Origin of the sequence: Autumnicola psychrophila, from assembly GCF_031846645.1 — a bacterium.
In the GTDB taxonomy this organism is placed as follows: Bacteria; Bacteroidota; Bacteroidia; order Flavobacteriales; family Flavobacteriaceae; genus Autumnicola; species Autumnicola psychrophila.
The window spans coordinates 306,034-322,410 of record NZ_JAVRHN010000003.1; the positions used below are offsets into that span (position 1 = coordinate 306,034).

14 protein-coding genes are annotated in these 16,377 nt (G+C 38.3%); 6 read left to right on the forward strand and 8 right to left on the reverse strand.

What is annotated here, in order from left to right:
• Window positions 1-16 precede the first annotated feature (16 nt).
• Window positions 17-496, reverse strand: a complete 480-nt coding sequence (locus RM541_RS05680; protein ID WP_311494754.1) for an Lrp/AsnC family transcriptional regulator — start codon at window positions 494-496, stop codon at window positions 17-19.
• A gap of 78 nt (window positions 497-574) precedes the next feature.
• Complete coding sequence (locus RM541_RS05685) at window positions 575-1,705, reverse strand: M14 family zinc carboxypeptidase (protein WP_311499250.1); 1,131 nt, start codon at window positions 1,703-1,705, stop codon at window positions 575-577.
• Window positions 1,706-2,018: 313 nt separating this feature from the next.
• Here RM541_RS05685 and RM541_RS05690 point away from each other — a divergent pair, with 313 nt between their 5' ends.
• Together RM541_RS05690 and RM541_RS05695 are read left to right on the forward strand one after the other, a co-directional pair.
• Entirely contained in the window at window positions 2,019-2,435 is a 417-nt protein-coding gene (locus RM541_RS05690) for a helix-turn-helix transcriptional regulator (RefSeq protein ID WP_311499251.1), read from the forward strand.
• Between the two features lie 31 nt (window positions 2,436-2,466).
• Window positions 2,467-2,841: a DNA topoisomerase IV gene (locus RM541_RS05695; protein ID WP_311499252.1), complete on the forward strand. Its 375-nt coding sequence runs from the start codon at window positions 2,467-2,469 to the stop codon at window positions 2,839-2,841.
• A 7-nt stretch (window positions 2,842-2,848) separates the two neighbouring features.
• Here RM541_RS05695 and mscL read toward each other — a convergent pair whose 3' ends face one another.
• The 5 genes from mscL to ychF all read right to left on the reverse strand — a co-directional run bounded on the left by mscL (window position 2,849) and on the right by ychF (window position 9,543).
• Complete coding sequence (mscL, locus tag RM541_RS05700) at window positions 2,849-3,298, reverse strand: large-conductance mechanosensitive channel protein MscL (protein ID WP_311494749.1); 450 nt, start codon at window positions 3,296-3,298, stop codon at window positions 2,849-2,851.
• Window positions 3,298-5,946, reverse strand: coding sequence for a DNA gyrase/topoisomerase IV subunit A (locus tag RM541_RS05705; RefSeq protein WP_311499253.1), 2,649 nt, complete (start codon window positions 5,944-5,946; stop codon window positions 3,298-3,300). Before RM541_RS05705 ends, mscL begins: the two co-directional genes overlap by 1 nt.
• A complete protein-coding gene (locus RM541_RS05710) occupies window positions 5,946-6,434 on the reverse strand; it encodes a hypothetical protein (RefSeq protein ID WP_311499254.1) in 489 nt (162 codons plus the stop codon). Before RM541_RS05710 ends, RM541_RS05705 begins: the two co-directional genes overlap by 1 nt.
• A complete protein-coding gene (locus tag RM541_RS05715; protein WP_311499255.1) occupies window positions 6,431-8,293 on the reverse strand; it encodes a DNA topoisomerase IV subunit B in 1,863 nt (620 codons plus the stop codon). The genes RM541_RS05710 and RM541_RS05715 overlap by 4 nt, the downstream gene beginning before the upstream one ends.
• Window positions 8,294-8,448: 155 nt before the next feature.
• Complete coding sequence (gene ychF / locus RM541_RS05720) at window positions 8,449-9,543, reverse strand: redox-regulated ATPase YchF (protein WP_311494745.1); 1,095 nt, start codon at window positions 9,541-9,543, stop codon at window positions 8,449-8,451.
• A gap of 455 nt (window positions 9,544-9,998) precedes the next feature.
• Here ychF and pta point away from each other — a divergent pair, with 455 nt between their 5' ends.
• Together pta and RM541_RS05730 are read left to right on the forward strand one after the other, a co-directional pair.
• Window positions 9,999-12,101 (forward strand): phosphate acetyltransferase, encoded by a 2,103-nt coding sequence (gene pta, locus RM541_RS05725; protein ID WP_311499256.1) that lies wholly within the window; start codon window positions 9,999-10,001, stop codon window positions 12,099-12,101.
• 119 nt (window positions 12,102-12,220) lie between these two features.
• A complete protein-coding gene (locus RM541_RS05730; RefSeq protein ID WP_311499257.1) occupies window positions 12,221-13,405 on the forward strand; it encodes an acetate/propionate family kinase in 1,185 nt (394 codons plus the stop codon).
• 164 nt (window positions 13,406-13,569) lie between these two features.
• On the opposite strand, the gene RM541_RS05735 is transcribed toward RM541_RS05730, so the two are convergent.
• The gene (locus tag RM541_RS05735) at window positions 13,570-14,757 is read right to left on the reverse strand and encodes a hypothetical protein (protein ID WP_311499258.1); all 1,188 of its coding nucleotides are present in this window, start codon (window positions 14,755-14,757) and stop codon (window positions 13,570-13,572) included.
• 298 nt (window positions 14,758-15,055) lie between these two features.
• Here RM541_RS05735 and RM541_RS05740 point away from each other — a divergent pair, with 298 nt between their 5' ends.
• Complete coding sequence (locus RM541_RS05740; RefSeq protein WP_311499259.1) at window positions 15,056-15,643, forward strand: TlpA disulfide reductase family protein; 588 nt, start codon at window positions 15,056-15,058, stop codon at window positions 15,641-15,643.
• 2 nt (window positions 15,644-15,645) lie between these two features.
• The gene (locus tag RM541_RS05745; protein ID WP_432264660.1) at window positions 15,646-16,329 is read left to right on the forward strand and encodes a thioredoxin family protein; all 684 of its coding nucleotides are present in this window, start codon (window positions 15,646-15,648) and stop codon (window positions 16,327-16,329) included.
• The last annotated feature ends 48 nt before the right edge of the window (window positions 16,330-16,377 follow it).

Here is a 16,377-nt window from a genome sequence, read left to right on the forward strand (position 1 = left end):
AAAAGTTTAGGATACCTTACATTTCTTGAAAAATGGAATGCATTAAACGTTTCTTATCGTTAATGCTTTCCTCTAAAGAAATCATAGTTTCTGTTCTGTATACTCCTTCAATATCATCTAATTGAAAGATAATGTCTTTGGCGTGTTGAGTGTTCCGCGCTCTTATTTTACAAAATACATTAAATTTACCAGTTGTCACGTGTGCAACCGTAATAAAAGGTATTTCGTTAATGCGCTCGAGGACAAATTTTGTCTGAGAAGTGTTTTTTAGGAATACCCCTACGTAAGCAATAAAAGCATATCCCAATTTTTTGTAGTCAAGAGTAAGGGATGAACCTATAATTATTCCGGCTTCCTCCATTTTCTTTACTCTTACATGAACTGTCCCGGCCGATATTAAGAGCTTCTTTGCAACATCGGTAAAAGGAGTTCTCGTATTCTCAATGAGCATATCGAGAATTTGATGATCTGTTTCGTCTAATTTAAACTTGGCCATTTTTTCTAAACTTCTATTTATATGAAATTCAAAAATAATACAAAATCATTGAATTATTGATAAACAATTGAAGAATTCCTAAGGTTTAAGGTTTAATTTCTTTCTATTTAAGAATATCTCTTCAACTAAAACGTTTTCGTCTAGGGACTTCTCCCCATCTATGGTTAACTCCCCTCCTTTGCAATCCAGTTCTTTAAGTCCAAAATTTTCAATTTCTTGCTTAATACCTTCAATAAATAGATCGAATTTGATCCTTACCCCGTCCAATTTCTCCTTAAACTGAATAGAAACATCTACTTTTTTCTTATCAACCCTGCAATTTCTCAGCACAATATCATTAAACAGCTTCTGGTTTTCCGGGATTGTTTCATAATTTTCAAAAGAAATAGTTTTATAGTCCCCGGTTGCTATTGTATGCAAAGCCGAAATTAAAGCCGCAAACACGTATTTCCTGGTTTCTTCGCGATTATAATCATCAGGATAATGACCTGCTTCAAATAAGATTGTTGGCACTTCTTTGTGTTGAAAAGTATCTCCTGTACAATTAAGATTAAAAGCATCGTCATACCGGCCTATCTGGCCTGGTAGTACCTTACCAAGATCCTCAGCAATGACTGAGATCACGCGCATGCTTTCCTTTCGACTTTTGGTTACTGTGCGTTCCTCATCCATAGAAGGAGTAAGAAAAGAAAGCGTAGCTGACTTAGGCAAAGCTCCGGCAGTAAAAATGGTTCTTTGATCATGCAGGTTAAGGCAAAAGTGAGGAGAAAATTTATCAAACTGACTTCTTAAAATTCGACTCTCTACTTCCTGCAAATTCTGTGCGTCTCTATTTAAATCTACATTATTAGCATTTACACGGGTATAAGCACGTGCACCGTCGGGATTAAGCATAGGGATAATCCATATTTCACAATTTTCAATAATATTATCTACCACCGGAAAATTACTTTGACGGGAAAAAGCGTTTAAAAGATCGAAAACGGCTTTAGTGGTTGTAGATTCATTTCCATGCATCTGGGACCAGGCCAATATTCTCAATTTTCCCTTCCCGATTTTTATTACTGAAATAGATTCGCCTAAAGTAGATTTTCCAATTTCTTCAATCGTGAAATTCACGGTTAGCTTTTTCAGCTCTGGAGCAATGTAATCCAAAGTGAGATATCTTCCGTGAATATTTTGATTTTTTAAAGCAGTATAATTCTGCATTAATTTTTGTAAATGTTGCGGATAATTCTTCATGTTCACAAAAGTAAATATTCTATAATTTACAATTGTAAACGTAAGAAATTTACATTTGTATTTACAATTGTAAACAACACTTCATCTTCTCATTACACCCTTATTGGAAATAATCCTACAGAGCTTAATTTAAACAATAATATATTGTATTTTAGGTATTTATATAGGTTTAATTAAAGTGTTTGTTATAGATTAAATAAAATATTTACAATTGTAACTTGTGCACTATGATGAGAAGTTTTACATTTGTAAATAACTTGCACAGGCGGAAATTTTCACAATGGTAAACACCGAAAAATTTGTAAACAGACTCAATAGGATTATAAAATTCTACGATCTTTCTGCTGCTTCTTTTGCAGATAAAATAGAGGTTGGCCGCTCTTCTATTTCCCACATTCTGTCCGGTAGAAATAAGCCCAGTCTGGACTTTGTTATGAAGGTTGTAAAGACGTTTCCTGAAGTGGAACTTTATTGGCTACTAAACGGAAAAGGACATTTTCCTAAAGAAGACGAAATTGAAAATTCACCTCCTTCGGGGGAAAGACAGAAAACAGAAACTGAAAACGTTCCAAAAAGTCGGCCTTCAAAAATGGCAATTTTCGACCCTGAGCAACAAAGAAAATCCGGCTCATCAAAAGCAATTAAAAAAATTGTTATTTTCTATGAAGACGGGACATTTGACGCCTTTGAAAATTGAATATTCCTGCAAAAAGAAGTTACTTTGCAACATGAAAAAGATATTCCTGATATTATGGTGTAGTTTTATAATAACCGGCTGCTTTCAGCCAGAAAGGAATTGCGAAGATTTTAGAACAGGTACCTTTGAATTTGAATCCTATCTTAACGGAGAAATAGTAACTTCCCGTTTCATTAGAAATGATTCCATAGAAATAGATCAATTCCAGGGAAAAGCAGATACTTCGTCTGTGCGATGGTTAAATGATTGCGAATTTGTCCTGAAAAATCTAAATCCGGAGAATATGGCCGAAAGGAAACCCATTCACATGAAGATCCTTACCACTAATGAAAACGGATATACTTTTGAATACGGTGTCGTTGGCGAAACCAGAAGAGAACGGGGATCTGTAAGAAGAGCGGACTAAGTTTTGTTTAATTACCTCTTTCCCTCAGCAGTTTATTCTGCTCCTCCATCAAATCGTTTAAATTCGAAAGCAACTCTATGTCCTTGGGAGTAACTACTGTCTTATCCTTGGGGTCTTCAGCCTTTTTCTTGAAGCGATTGAGGAACTTAACTACGACGAATATGGTCAGCCCAATAATAAGGAAATCCACCAGCGATTGAACAAGAATTCCATAGCCTATAGCAACTTCTTCAACGGCTTCACCACCATCTACAGCAGCAATGCCTTCTTTTAAAACAAGTTTTTTGTCGGTATAATTTATTCCGCCTGTAAGGATACTTAGCGGTGGCATGACGATTTGTTTTACCAGGGCATCCACGACCCGGTTAAAGGCGGTACCTATAATAATACCCACCGCCATGTCTACCATGTTGCCTTTTACAGCAAATTCTTTAAATTCCTGTAGTAAACTTGCCATTATTCATCAAATAATTTTGTCTGACTTTCTGAAGATAAAGAATCCTGGTCTTTGTCTTCTGCTTTTTCCGGACCTTTCCTGCTGTCCATCACAGTTTCATCGTCTATAACATCCATATTTTCGGGTGAACTCTCCTCTTCCTCTTCATAAGGTAGTGGATCGAGAATGTTGATCTGTTTCACTTTTTCTGTAGTTAATTGATTCCCGAGCGCTTTAATTCCTTTTACCGAAATAAATTCTTCGATATTTAGCTTTTCAGATGGGCGCTGATCTTTTCCTCTTTGTTTACCATATATAATTTCTGCTACAGGAAAATAATCTGTAGAAACTACTTCCAAAAAGGATTTTTCATGTTCACTTATAAACTGTTCTTCTTTGTCGGGATGTTCTATGAGGAAACGCTTTACGTAATACCGCTCTTTCTCTGGCTCCCAGTAAATAGCCGAAATTGGCTTTTTTGGGGACCACTTCTCGAGAACCACCATTTCGTCATCAAAACGGTTGGTAAGCTCTGGTATTACTGTTTTTGCAAAACCATCCTGAGTAATAATTAAAAGGCGGTCTTCTCCTCTAAACTCTCCAAGCAGTTCTCCTCTGCCATCTACATTTAGCCTGTTGACGGTATCGTCAAACCAAATTCTTCTCGGTTTTAAAGTAGAAACACCTTCTTCCTTTAGTTCAATTCTCTTTACAGAATATTTCGTGACGATATTCCCTTTTACATTTCTTCCCTTTATCAAAACATCTGCAAAATCAACATCAAACTTCACTTTGCGAATACTTCCTACCTGTCGCAGGAAAACAGTAATAACCTCTGCCTCTCCATTAGGGTTTGAAGAAAAATACAGGACTTTGGAATCTTTTTTTCCCTGGGATAAATCGTACTCTCTATCCCTGGTTACCGAAGTTACAGCAAAACGTTTCACGTAGGTACTACCGCCTTTACCATCACGATAAATCATGTTGTAGATGGTACGCTTATCTTTTTTCTTAAAAATGGCGACATGGATAATATCTTTACCTATAAAAGTTTTGCTGTCCACCTTGGTGACCATCATTTTTCCATCGGCCGTAAAACAGATTACATTATCAATATCTGAACATTCCGTCACATACTCATCCTTTTTTAACGCGGTTCCAATAAAACCTTCTTTTCGGTTTACATATAGTTTGGTGTTTCTTATCACCACTTTTGTAGCTTCAATATCTTCAAATATTCTCAGCTCGGTTTTCCGTTCTTTTCCTCCTCCGTAGTCTTTTTTCAATTTCTGAAAATAAGCCACTGCGTAGTCAACCAGGTTATCCAAATGATGTTTCACATTGGCAATCTGGTCTTCCAGCGAATCGATTTTTTGCTGGGCTTTATCAATATCGAATTTTGAAATTCTCTTGATCCTGATTTCGGTTAACCTTACAATATCTTCTTCGGTCACCGCGCGTTTCAGATGTTTTATATAGGGTTTTAAACCATCATCTATTGCTTTAATAACTCCTTCCCAGGTTTCCTGTTCTTCGATATCCCTATAGATCCTGTTTTCTATAAATATTCTTTCGAGGGAGGCAAAATGCCACTGCTCCTCCAGCTCATCGAGGGTTATTTCCAGTTCCCGTTTTAGTAAATGCAGCGTATGATCTGTAGACTGACGTAAAATTTCAGAAACTCCGAGAAAAATCGGTTTGTTGTCAATAATTACACATCCTAACGGCGAAATCGAATTTTCACACTGTGTAAAGGCAAATAAAGCATCTATAGTTTTATCAGGAGAAATGTTTGGAGGAAGATGAATAAGAATCTCCACTTCTGCAGCGGTATTGTCTTCAATCTTCTTGATTTTTATTTTCCCTTTGTCATTCGCCTTTAAGATGGAATCTATAAGCGTTGTGGTATTGGTGCCGTATGGAATTTCGGTAATTGCGAGGGTGTTTTTGTCGTACTGCGAGATTTTTGCCCGCACCCGTACTCTTCCGCCGCGCAATCCGTCATTATAATCAGTAATATCTGCTTCTCCTCCGGTTGGGAAATCCGGAAAAAGTTTAAACCTTTTTCCCTGTAAATGCTTAATGGAAGCATCTATAATTTCAATAAAATTATGTGGTAGTACTCTCGTACTTAAACCTACGGCAATTCCTTCTGCGCCCTGTGCCAGCAACATAGGAAATTTTACCGGAAGATTCACCGGTTCTTTCTTACGGCCATCGTACGATAATTGCCATTCTGTAAGCTTCGGATTAAAAAGTACTTCCAGCGCAAATTTTGAAAGCCTCGCTTCAATATAACGTGGTGCCGCTGCCCGGTCTCCGGTTAAAATATTTCCCCAGTTTCCCTGGGTATCAATAAGAATATCTTTTTGTCCAATCTGTACCATTGCGTCTCCAATACTGGCATCTCCGTGGGGATGGTACTGCATGGTATGTCCCACAATATTCGCAACTTTGTTATAGCGGCCATCGTCCAGATCCTTCATCGAGTGCATGATCCTGCGTTGTACCGGCTTAAAGCCATCCTCTATAGCTGGCACAGCCCTTTCTAAAATAACATAGGAAGCATAATCCAGAAACCAGTCTTTGTACATCCCGGTTACCCGAATAAGCTCTTCTTTAGGTTGTTCAAAATGTTCTTCCTGAGCTCCTTCTTCGTGTTCTTCCATTAGGCGGTTGCTTTATTCGCGTTGTATTCTAATACTTTCTGAAGGGATACAATCATACCTTTCTTCTTTTTTCGGGATAAAAACGTAGTGTTAAATGTATATTTTTTGAATCCCGATCTTCTCCTGGATTTTATAAAAATCGTTAATGATGAATAAATTCCATAATCACTAAAACGAAATTTCCCCAGTTTTCTCTTAGGAAATTCTGCTTTTTTCACACGATATTCCATGAATTTTGAAAAGAAAACTCCGTTATTTTTAAAATTAAGCGTCTCCCCATCACTATCAAAATCGAACGTCTGCCCTATCTTATGGACATAAATTCCGATTAATACGGTGACGATATTTGGCAAATAATGACTGAAGCCAATTGGCTCATCAGTACTCATCAATTCAATATTTACAAAGATGTTGGTGACAAAAACGGCAACCAAAACTATGTAAATAGAAGGGATTATTTTTATTTCGTTTTTATTGGTGAACCTCATATCCCCAGCTCCTGAATAAGATCGAGTTCAACCTTAAGATTGTCGATAATGAATTCCTGCCTGTCCGGTGTATTCTTACCCATATAAAAACTCAGCATTTCTTCAATAGACTTGTCTTTGTCCAGCATCACCGGGTCCAGACGTATATTATCACCAATAAAATGAACAAATTCATCCGGGGAAATTTCACCCAAACCTTTAAACCTTGTAATTTCCGTTTTTCCGGCAAGCTTTTCAATAGCCTGTCTGCGTTCCATCTCACTATAGCAATAAATGGTTTCTTTTTTGTTCCGAACCCTAAACAGCGGAGTTTGCAGGATATATAAATGATTCTCTTTAATTAACTCAGGAAAAAACTGAAGGAAAAAAGTGATCAGAAGTAAACGGATGTGCATTCCATCTACATCGGCATCTGTCGCGATCACAATATTGTTATATCGCAAATCCTCCATCGACTCCTCAATATTAAGCGCAGCCTGGAGGAGGTTAAACTCCTCATTTTCGTAAACGATCTTTTTACTGAGTCCGTAGCTGTTTAAAGGTTTTCCTTTTAAGCTGAAAACAGCCTGTGTATTTACATCCCTGGACTTTGTTATAGAACCACTTGCCGAATCCCCTTCAGTTATAAACAAGGTTGTTTCCAGGTACCGCTCCTTTTTACTGTCGCCTAAATGTATACGGCAATCCCGTAATTTTTTATTGTGAAGACTTGCCTTTTTCGCACGATCTTTAGCCAGTTTCCTGATCCCAGATAAATCCTTTCGTTCCCTTTCTGCCTGTAAAATCTTCCGCTGAAGCTGTTCTGCCGTTTCCTGGTTCTTATGAAGGTAATTATCCAGATTTGTTTTAACAAAATCATTGATATACGTTCTTACCGTTGGCAGTTCACCACCCATATCTGTGGAACCCAGTTTTGTCTTTGTCTGACTTTCAAAGACAGGCTCCATTACTTTTATACTGATTGCCGCAACGACAGATTTTCTAATATCGCTGGCATCATAATTTTTTCCGTAAAATTCCCTAACGGTTTTGACTATTGCTTCCCTGAAGGCAAGAAGATGAGTTCCTCCCTGGGAAGTATTTTGCCCATTTACAAAGGAATGATATTCTTCGCTGTATTGTGATTTACTGTGAGTTATGGCAACTTCAATATCGTTCCCCCTTAGATGAACAATAGGATAAAGCTGATCGTCTTCATTTATACTGTCACCTAAAAGATCTTTTAATCCGTTTTCTGAATAAAATTTTTCTCCGTTGTAAACAATTGTCAGCCCCGGATTAAGATAAACGTAGTTTTTGAGCATCTTTTCGATATACTCATTCCTGAATTTGAAGTTTTTAAAGATTACTTCATCTGGCACAAAAGTCACTTTAGTTCCTCTTCTTCGCGAAGTTTCATCAAGAGTTTCTTCGTTTACCAGGTTTCCCTGTTCAAATTCCGCAGAAGCAGATTTGCTATCACGTGTAGATTCGACCCTGAAATAAGAAGAAAGTGCGTTTACAGCTTTGGTACCAACTCCGTTAAGTCCGACAGATTTTTTGAAGGCGCGGGTATCGTATTTTCCCCCGGTGTTCATTTTGGAAACTACGTCCACAACTTTTCCCAACGGAATTCCCCGGCCGTAATCCCTCACGATAACCCGTTGATTCTGTACCGAAATTTCAATAGTTTTTCCCGAGCCCATCACGAACTCATCTATCGAGTTGTCCAGTACTTCCTTAAGCAGAATATAAATTCCGTCATCTGCACTGGATCCATCCCCCAGTTTCCCGATATACATCCCGGGGCGCATTCTAATGTGCTCCTTCCAGTCTAAAGACCGGATATTATCCTCGGTATACTTTGTTTCATCGCTCATAAGTAGTGAATGGAGTTTGCAGCTAATATAAGGTTTACCTTAAAAAGTTGAAATAGTAGCGGCACAAAGTAATTAACAAAGATTTCACAATCCAATCGGGCAATGTGTAGAGACGTTCGATCGAGCGTCTCTACACATTGCCCGATTGGGCGTCTCTACACGTTAAACCTAAAATGCATCACATCGCCGTCCTTTACAATGTACTCCTTCCCTTCTACCTTCATTTTTCCGGCTTCTTTTACTTTTGCTTCACTTCCGAAGCCCACAAAATCTTCATAAGAAATTACTTCGGCGCGAATAAAACCTTTTTCAAAATCGGTATGGATTACCCCGGCAGCCTGTGGTGCTGTAGACCCGACTGGAATCGTCCATGCGCGGACTTCCTTAACGCCGGCAGTAAAATAAGTCTGTAAATTCAGCAGACTGTATGCGCCACGGATAAGTTTTGCAGAACCCGGTTCTTCAAGTCCGATATCCTGAAGAAACATTTGCCGCTCTTCAAAATCATCTAATTCTGTAATATCAGCTTCAGTACCAACAGCGAGTACTAAAACTTCAGCATTTTCGTCTTTTACAGCTTCTCTAACCCTGTCGACATGCTTGTTTCCATCAACTGCAGATCCTTCATCCACATTACAAACATACATCACCGGTTTATCTGTTATAAATTGAAGTGGCTTCACAAATTCTTTATGTTCATCTTCGGAAACTTCAATAGCCCTCACAGATTTTCCTGCTTCCAGGCCTTCTTTCAGTTTTAAAAGTGCAGCTTCCTCTTTCTGAGCTTCTTTATTCCCGGTTTTGGCAGCTCTTTTTACCTTTTCCAGCTTTTTATCAACAGTTTCCAGGTCTTTTAGCTGAAGTTCTATATCTATGGTCTCCTTGTCCCTGATGGGGTCTATAGAACCATCTACATGAACAATATTTTCATTTTCAAAACAGCGCAAAACATGAAGGATTGCATCGGTTTCCCTGATGTTTCCAAGAAATTGATTTCCCAAACCTTCTCCTTTACTTGCACCTTTAACGAGGCCTGCAATATCCACAATTTCGACCGTGGCCGGTTGCACACGCTCTGGATTAACTAAGCTTTCCAATTTTTGCAAACGGGAATCCGGAACATTTACGACTCCAATATTTGGTTCTATCGTACAAAACGGAAAGTTGGCACTTTGCGCTTTGGCGTTGGACAAACAGTTAAAAAGTGTTGATTTTCCAACATTAGGTAATCCTACAATTCCGGCTTTCATATGCTATATTTTGATGCAGTAATTTTGAGCGTGCAAAGATAGCAATTAGAACCGAGAATTAATATTGGGGCGGAAAGAAGTTAGAAACCAAAATTGCTAAATGTAATTTTTAAACTGAAGGCCGATAATTGGCATTTTAGAGACTCACCTTAAAAAACTGAATCAGAAAACAGGAGACAAGAAGCAGGATACGCTGAACCTTCTACGGAAGCAATTAAAAATTATTTGTGGATTCGTGGTAAAGCTAACTTTTCGTACTTCTTACCTCGTACTTTAAGCAGGTCGAAAATTGGCAATTTTCAGCCTCCTCTGTTTATCTTCACTTTTTCATGCTGTTCCTTTTCCGTATATTATGATCGAATGCTGATCTTCATCAGTTTTCGCATGAATTTAATCAAACCAAAGAAGGCTTTCTCTTTATCTGCCTTAATTTTGACGTCATAATAATATTTGTAATGAATAAAGGAATTTATATTGCCACATTAGAATCTCATAGCGGGAAATCGATGATCTCCCTTGGATTAATGCGTACGCTTTTGGGAAAAACCGTAAAAGTTGGATACTTCAGGCCCATTATTAACGATGTTCCCGAGGGAAAAAGAGATAATCATATAGATACCGTCCTTTCTTACTTCGATCTTCAGCTACCTTATGAAGATACATATGCTTTTACCAGGAATCAATTGATTCAGAAGAGAAATGAAGGGAAATCGGGAGAAGTAATTGATACAATTATCCGTAAGTACAAAAAACTGGAAGAAGAATATGACTTTGTGCTGGTAGAAGGAAGCGATTTTTCTGGTGAAGGAAGCGTTTTCGAGTTTGATGTGAACGTCGTGACGGCAAGAAATCTTGGTATACCCGTAATTATTATCGCGAGTGGTGAAAATAAAACCTGGGAAGAACACCTGGGAAGCCTTAGGATGGCTTATAATGCTTTTATAGAAAAGGATGTAGATGTTATTGCGATGGTGAGCAATAAGGTTCTGGAAGAAAACCTGGAATCTGCCAAAAAACATATGCGCGAATTTCTTCCTGAAGAAATAGACGTTTTTGCCATTCCGCTCATAGAAACTCTAAACAATCCTACGCTTAAAGAAATCGTGAAAGCCCTTGATGGTAAAATATTATTCGGACATGAGTTTTTGAATAACCAAACCGGGAACTTTGGTGTTGGAGCTATGCAGCTTCGAAATTATCTTACCACCCTTAGAAATGAAAGCCTGGTGATAACTCCCGGCGACAGGGCAGATATTATCCTGGGTGCACTACAGGCGAATATTTCCAGCAACTATCCAAGAATTTCGGGAATTATCCTTACAGGCGGACTTACTCCCGAGCCTTCTATTCTAAAATTAATTGAAGGGCTTTCTGAAATTGTTCCGATAATTTCTGTAGAGGATGGAACTTTTAATGTGACAAACCGGGTTGGTGCTATAAAATCTAATATTTATGCCGACAGTATTCAGAAAATTGAAACTACGATAAGCACTTTTGAACGCTATGTTTCTTTTGATCCTTTAGTGGAACGGCTTATCAATTTTGAACCTCACGGAATCACGCCACGCATGTTCCAGTATGGGCTGGTAAAGCGGGCGCAGCAGAGCAAAAAGCATATTGTTTTACCTGAAGGTACCGATGATCGGATTTTAATTGCCGCGGGAAGACTTTTGGCTATTGATATTGTGGATATTACTCTTCTTGGTGATGTGGAGGTGATCAAACAAAAAATCATGAAACTCGGTCTTCACTTTGACTTAAATAAAGTAAATATTATAGATCCGGAAAAATCAGATCATTTTCAGGATTATGCTGAAACTTTATACGATATAAGAAAGCACAAAGGAGTGAATATGGATATGGCCAGGGACTGGATGACCGATGTTTCTTATTTTGGAACCATGATGATTTATAAAGGACATGCCGACGGAATGGTTTCTGGTGCGGCTCATACCACTCAGCACACCATCAGACCTGCACTTCAGTTTATCAAGACAAAACCGGGAGTTTCTGTAGTTTCTTCAGTATTCTTTATGTGCCTGGAAGATAGGGTTTCAGTTTTTGGAGATTGCGCAATTAATCCGAATCCTACTGCGGAAGAACTCGCGGAAATCACGATTTCTTCTGCAGAAAGCTGCTTCGCTTTTGGGATAGACCCAAAAATTGCCATGCTCTCCTACTCTTCCGGAACTTCCGGAAAAGGAGCCGATGTAGACCGGGTTCGCCAGGCTACTGAAATTGTAAAAAACAAACGTCCCGATCTAAAAATTGAAGGACCAATTCAATACGATGCTGCTGTGGATATCACCATCGGAAAAAGTAAAATGCCAGATTCTGAAGTAGCAGGACAGGCAAACCTGCTTATTTTCCCCGACCTTAATACCGGAAACAACACTTATAAAGCAGTACAAAGGGAAACCGGAGCGTTGGCAATTGGACCAATGCTACAAGGACTTAATAAACCTGTAAATGACCTTAGCCGCGGCTGCACCATCGACGATGTTTTTAATACCGTAGTTTTAACCGCAATCCAGGCTCAGGGAATGGGTGCTGAGTAGTAAATAGTGAGTAGTGAGTAGTGAGTAGTGAGTAGTGAGTAGTGAGTAGTGAGTAGTGAAAAAAATATTTAAAATTTAGAATTCAAAATTTAAATTTTTAAAAACCTGAACAATCTATAATGAATAATATACTTGTAATAAACACCGGAAGTTCTTCCTTTAAATTTCAATTAATACAAATGCCTACAGAAAAAGTTCTGGCTTCAGGACTTGTAGAGCGCATAGGTCAAAAAAAATCAGAAATACATTTTACTTCCGAAAGATATTCAGGAAGTCAGGAACAAGACGTTCCCAATCATTCGGTAGCATTAAAAGAAGTTACGAACCTTCTTATGGATCCCGAAAAAGGAGTGATTGAGAACTCCTCAGATATTACTGCTATGGGTCACCGGGTGGTTCACGGCGGAACAGCTTTTTCTGAAACCACAGTTATAAACGACAAAGTAAAACAGGAAATTAAGTCGCTATTTTCTCTGGCTCCGCTGCATAATCCGCCCAATCTAACGGGGATAGAAGTAGCAGAAGATGTTTTTCCAGATGCGAAGCAGGTAGCAGTTTTCGATACAACTTTTCATAGCAGTATTCCTGCGAAAGCCTATAAGTATGCGATTCCGAATAAACTCACAGAAGAAAATGATATTCGTCTTTATGGATTTCATGGTACGAGCCACAAATATGTTTCAGAAAAGGCAATCGAAAAGCTGGGAAGATCCGGTTCTAAAATAATCAGTGTCCATCTTGGTAATGGCTGTAGCATTACGGCAGTAGAAAACGGAAAAAGTGTAGATCATTCCATGGGTTTCACTCCGCGTTCAGGTTTAATTATGGGTACCCGGAGTGGAGATATAGATCCTTCAGTTATATTTCATTTGGTGGATGAATTAGGCTATAGTCTGAATGAAGTTAATGAACTGCTTACCAAAAAAAGCGGAATGCTGGGTTTAACCGGTTTTAGCGATTTACGCGATATTGAGATAGAAGCACAAAAAGGAAACCGCGAATGTAAGCTGGCTTTAGAAATGAACGCCTACAGGATCAAAAAGTATATCGGCTCCTATGTAGCCGTAATGAATGGCCTGGACCTCCTTGTTTTTACCGCCGGAATTGGAGAAAACAGCAGCACCATGAGAAATCTGATTTGTGAGAATATGGATTTTCTTGGTATTGAGCTGGATCCAGGTAAGAACGATATTCGTTCTAAAGAGAACAGGACAATCAGCAGCGAATTTTCTAAGGTTATGGTTATGGTTATTCCCACTAATGAAGAACTGGAAATCGCCAGACAGGTAGATAAACTGGTTTAATAGTTTTTTATATTAAATAAAAGAGGTTGTTGTAATCAAATTCAGCAACCTCTTTTTTTTGTTTATTGTTAATAGTTCGTATTCTGTCGCTTTTAAAAGCAGGTCCGGGCTTTCTACTTTCCAATTTTTTTTCCTTTAAAACTTTAAACTTTTAACCTTAAACTTTACTCAACAACATACATCTCATTAGAAGCTTTGATGTATTCCTGCGGATTAAAAGTGGATTCAAAACTGTTTCTTACCAGGTTCAGCTTTAGTTTTAACTGCGCCATTTCCTCTTTCAGATATTTATCATTCTGATATTTTTGGATCAGTCCTTCATATTTATTTAGATTTTCAAGAATCCTGAACGTAATTGTTCCGAAACGGATTTTCAGATTTTGAACCGTCATCATCTGGTCATAATAATCCTGTTTCCAGTTCTCCGGATTTTTAGTTTTCTCTTCAGCGATTTTATTTTCTGCGACTTTAGAAATATCGAGAATATACTGAGTTCTTTTTTTAGCATCGGTTTCATTGGTGAATTTTTGCTCAAACTCCTTCAGATCAATCCCCAAAATATTCACAAGATTCTCCTTCATCGCTTTATTCTGAAGTTCCTTAAGTTCATCCAGGCTTTTATTGATCGCCTCCCATTCCGTTTCAATAAGATCTTTATCGTGCGTAAACTGGGAAACTGTGGTCGTCAATTTAAGCATTTCAAGACTTTTCTCTTTCATTTCCCGGTCGCGTCGACCCAGAGAATTTACAAACTGACTGATTCCGTCGAAAAGTGTTCCGGCAAACATTCCTGTAAAAGGCGTTCCCTGGGCAAGATCTCCCGTAACACCAATAATATGGTTTAGCGCTGCTAATTTTGCATCGTCTTCCTGTTCTTCTTCTATATACTTTTTGAAGTTCCCAAACCACTCTTTATATCCTTCATAATTCATTGGGTTGCTGACCTTATCTAATGTCGAATAAAATTCGCGTGAAGAATTAAATAAATTGAGCGGCTTTATTTCGCGCTCCATAGAGGCCAGATTCAGGACAGCTGAACTGTAATTATACTTATAAACGCCAACTGTGTTTTTATCTATTTCTTCCTGACGCTCCTCCAGGAACTTAACCCGTTCCACAAGCTTTTCCACCTTTTCTGCGGCAGAATTGGTATTCTTAATACTCTCGTCCAGATTATTGATCTTGGAATCTATTTCTTTTATCCGGAAGTCGAGGTTCTGACTCAGTAACGTTCTCTCCCTGTTCAATTCCTGGAGAACTTGTTGGGTAACGGACTGATCTCCTATCTGAGCTGAAAGAAGCGCAGGGTTCACCGTAAAAATCAGTAGAAGAATTACATATGTTTTTTTCATAATCGATAACTTAAAATTTTGAACCGCAACAAAATATAAACTGCGGCTTTTGGAAATTGAGGCTAAAGCATCAAAAATTCCGCCATATTTTTCAGCACTAAATATAGAATTTTTACTTTAATTTTGCTCTTCCCCAATATTTTCTGAAGATCTCCCGTACCACCACCCAATCACGAGTAAATCTACAAGAAACCACTCGTCCTTGTCAGTGCTAACTTTCTGTCCCTCACATACATCATCATCCTTTTCTCTTCACTATTTACTTCCCGACTTTCTAACTATTTAACTCTTTTGCTTCATGAATATCAATCTGATTGAATATTTTTACGAGATGAAAAAGCTAATGAGTCTTATAGCAGTTAGTATTTGCCTTGCCTGCGCAGACAATGCAAAAACAACTGAAAGTATCGATACTTCGCAAGAAACGGTACAGAAAAATTCTTCAGAAAAAGAAGTTGCATCTTCGGCTGTAGTCAGTACTGTCGATTTTGAAGCTTTTTATTCGAAATATCTTCAGCAAAAAAATGACACTACCTATGTCATTAATTTCTGGGCTACCTGGTGCAAACCTTGTGTAGAAGAATTACCGGCCTTTGAAAAGCTGAATGAACAGCTTGCCAGTAAGAAGGTAAAAGTGGTTTTGGCCAGCCTCGATTTTCCTGATAAGATAGAACAGCAGGTAATTCCTTTTATAAAAGAAAACAGTTTAAAAAGTGAAGTGGTACTGCTGGATGATCCTGATGCCAATTCCTGGATACCAAAAGTCTCTGAAGAGTGGAGCGGCGCTATTCCCGCTACTATTATATTAAACCAGCAGGAACGGAAATTTTATGAACGTACCTTTACTTACGAAGAATTAAACACTGAACTTCAATCATTTTTATAAATATGAAAATAAAAACATTTTTACCCGTTCTGGCTCTTATAGCCACATTTTCTTTAGGCAGTTGTAAGGATGCAGCTCAAAAAGACATGCCTGGAAATTCAGAAAAAAAGGAAATGGCCATTCTTTCTGAAGAAGAAACAACTACAGCTTACGGTTACACAATTGGCGATGAAGCGACCGACTTTAACCTGGAAAATGTTGACGGCTCGATGGTCTCCCTTTCAGATTATCCTGATGCCAAAGGTTATATCGTTATTTTTACCTGCAACACCTGTCCTTTTGCCGTGGCCAGCGAAGATCGAATTGTGGCACTTGACCAGGAATTTAAAGAAAAAGGCTATCCTGTAATTGCTATTAATCCGAATAACCCTGAGGTGCAACCGGACGACACTTTTGAAAAAATGCAGCAAAAAGCCGATGAAGCAGGATTTACTTTTCCTTACCTGTTTGATGAAAGCCAAACCGTACATGCCAAATATGGTGCTACAAAAACCCCGCATGTTTATTTGCTTCAAAAAGAAGACGGAAAAAATATTGTAAAGTATATCGGCGCCATTGACGATAATGTGCGAAATGCTGATGCCGTAAACGAACGTTTTCTGGCTAATGCCGTAAATGAACTTTTAGCGGGAAAAGAAGTTACTACTAAAGAAACAAAAGCAATTGGCTGCAGCGTAAAACAATAGTTTTCGTAAAGAAAAGCGGATTGAAATACTGTTGTGGCATTCTGAATT

What these genes read in the sequence shown, in the direction of transcription:
- RM541_RS05680 (WP_311494754.1), bottom strand. Translation starts at nt 496, where the DNA reads ATGGCCAAGTTTAAATTAGACGAAACAGATCATCAAATTCTCGATATG.
- RM541_RS05685 (WP_311499250.1), bottom strand. Translation starts at nt 1,705, where the DNA reads ATGCAGAATTATACTGCTTTAAAAAATCAAAATATTCACGGAAGATAT.
- RM541_RS05690 (WP_311499251.1), top strand. Translation starts at nt 2,019, where the DNA reads ATGGTAAACACCGAAAAATTTGTAAACAGACTCAATAGGATTATAAAA.
- RM541_RS05695 (WP_311499252.1), top strand. Translation starts at nt 2,467, where the DNA reads ATGAAAAAGATATTCCTGATATTATGGTGTAGTTTTATAATAACCGGC.
- mscL (WP_311494749.1), bottom strand. Translation starts at nt 3,298, where the DNA reads ATGGCAAGTTTACTACAGGAATTTAAAGAATTTGCTGTAAAAGGCAAC.
- RM541_RS05705 (WP_311499253.1), bottom strand. Translation starts at nt 5,946, where the DNA reads ATGGAAGAACACGAAGAAGGAGCTCAGGAAGAACATTTTGAACAACCT.
- RM541_RS05710 (WP_311499254.1), bottom strand. Translation starts at nt 6,434, where the DNA reads ATGAGGTTCACCAATAAAAACGAAATAAAAATAATCCCTTCTATTTAC.
- RM541_RS05715 (WP_311499255.1), bottom strand. Translation starts at nt 8,293, where the DNA reads ATGAGCGATGAAACAAAGTATACCGAGGATAATATCCGGTCTTTAGAC.
- ychF (WP_311494745.1), bottom strand. Translation starts at nt 9,543, where the DNA reads ATGAAAGCCGGAATTGTAGGATTACCTAATGTTGGAAAATCAACACTT.
- pta (WP_311499256.1), top strand. Translation starts at nt 9,999, where the DNA reads ATGAATAAAGGAATTTATATTGCCACATTAGAATCTCATAGCGGGAAA.
- RM541_RS05730 (WP_311499257.1), top strand. Translation starts at nt 12,221, where the DNA reads ATGAATAATATACTTGTAATAAACACCGGAAGTTCTTCCTTTAAATTT.
- RM541_RS05735 (WP_311499258.1), bottom strand. Translation starts at nt 14,757, where the DNA reads ATGAAAAAAACATATGTAATTCTTCTACTGATTTTTACGGTGAACCCT.
- RM541_RS05740 (WP_311499259.1), top strand. Translation starts at nt 15,056, where the DNA reads ATGAATATCAATCTGATTGAATATTTTTACGAGATGAAAAAGCTAATG.
- RM541_RS05745 (WP_432264660.1), top strand. Translation starts at nt 15,646, where the DNA reads ATGAAAATAAAAACATTTTTACCCGTTCTGGCTCTTATAGCCACATTT.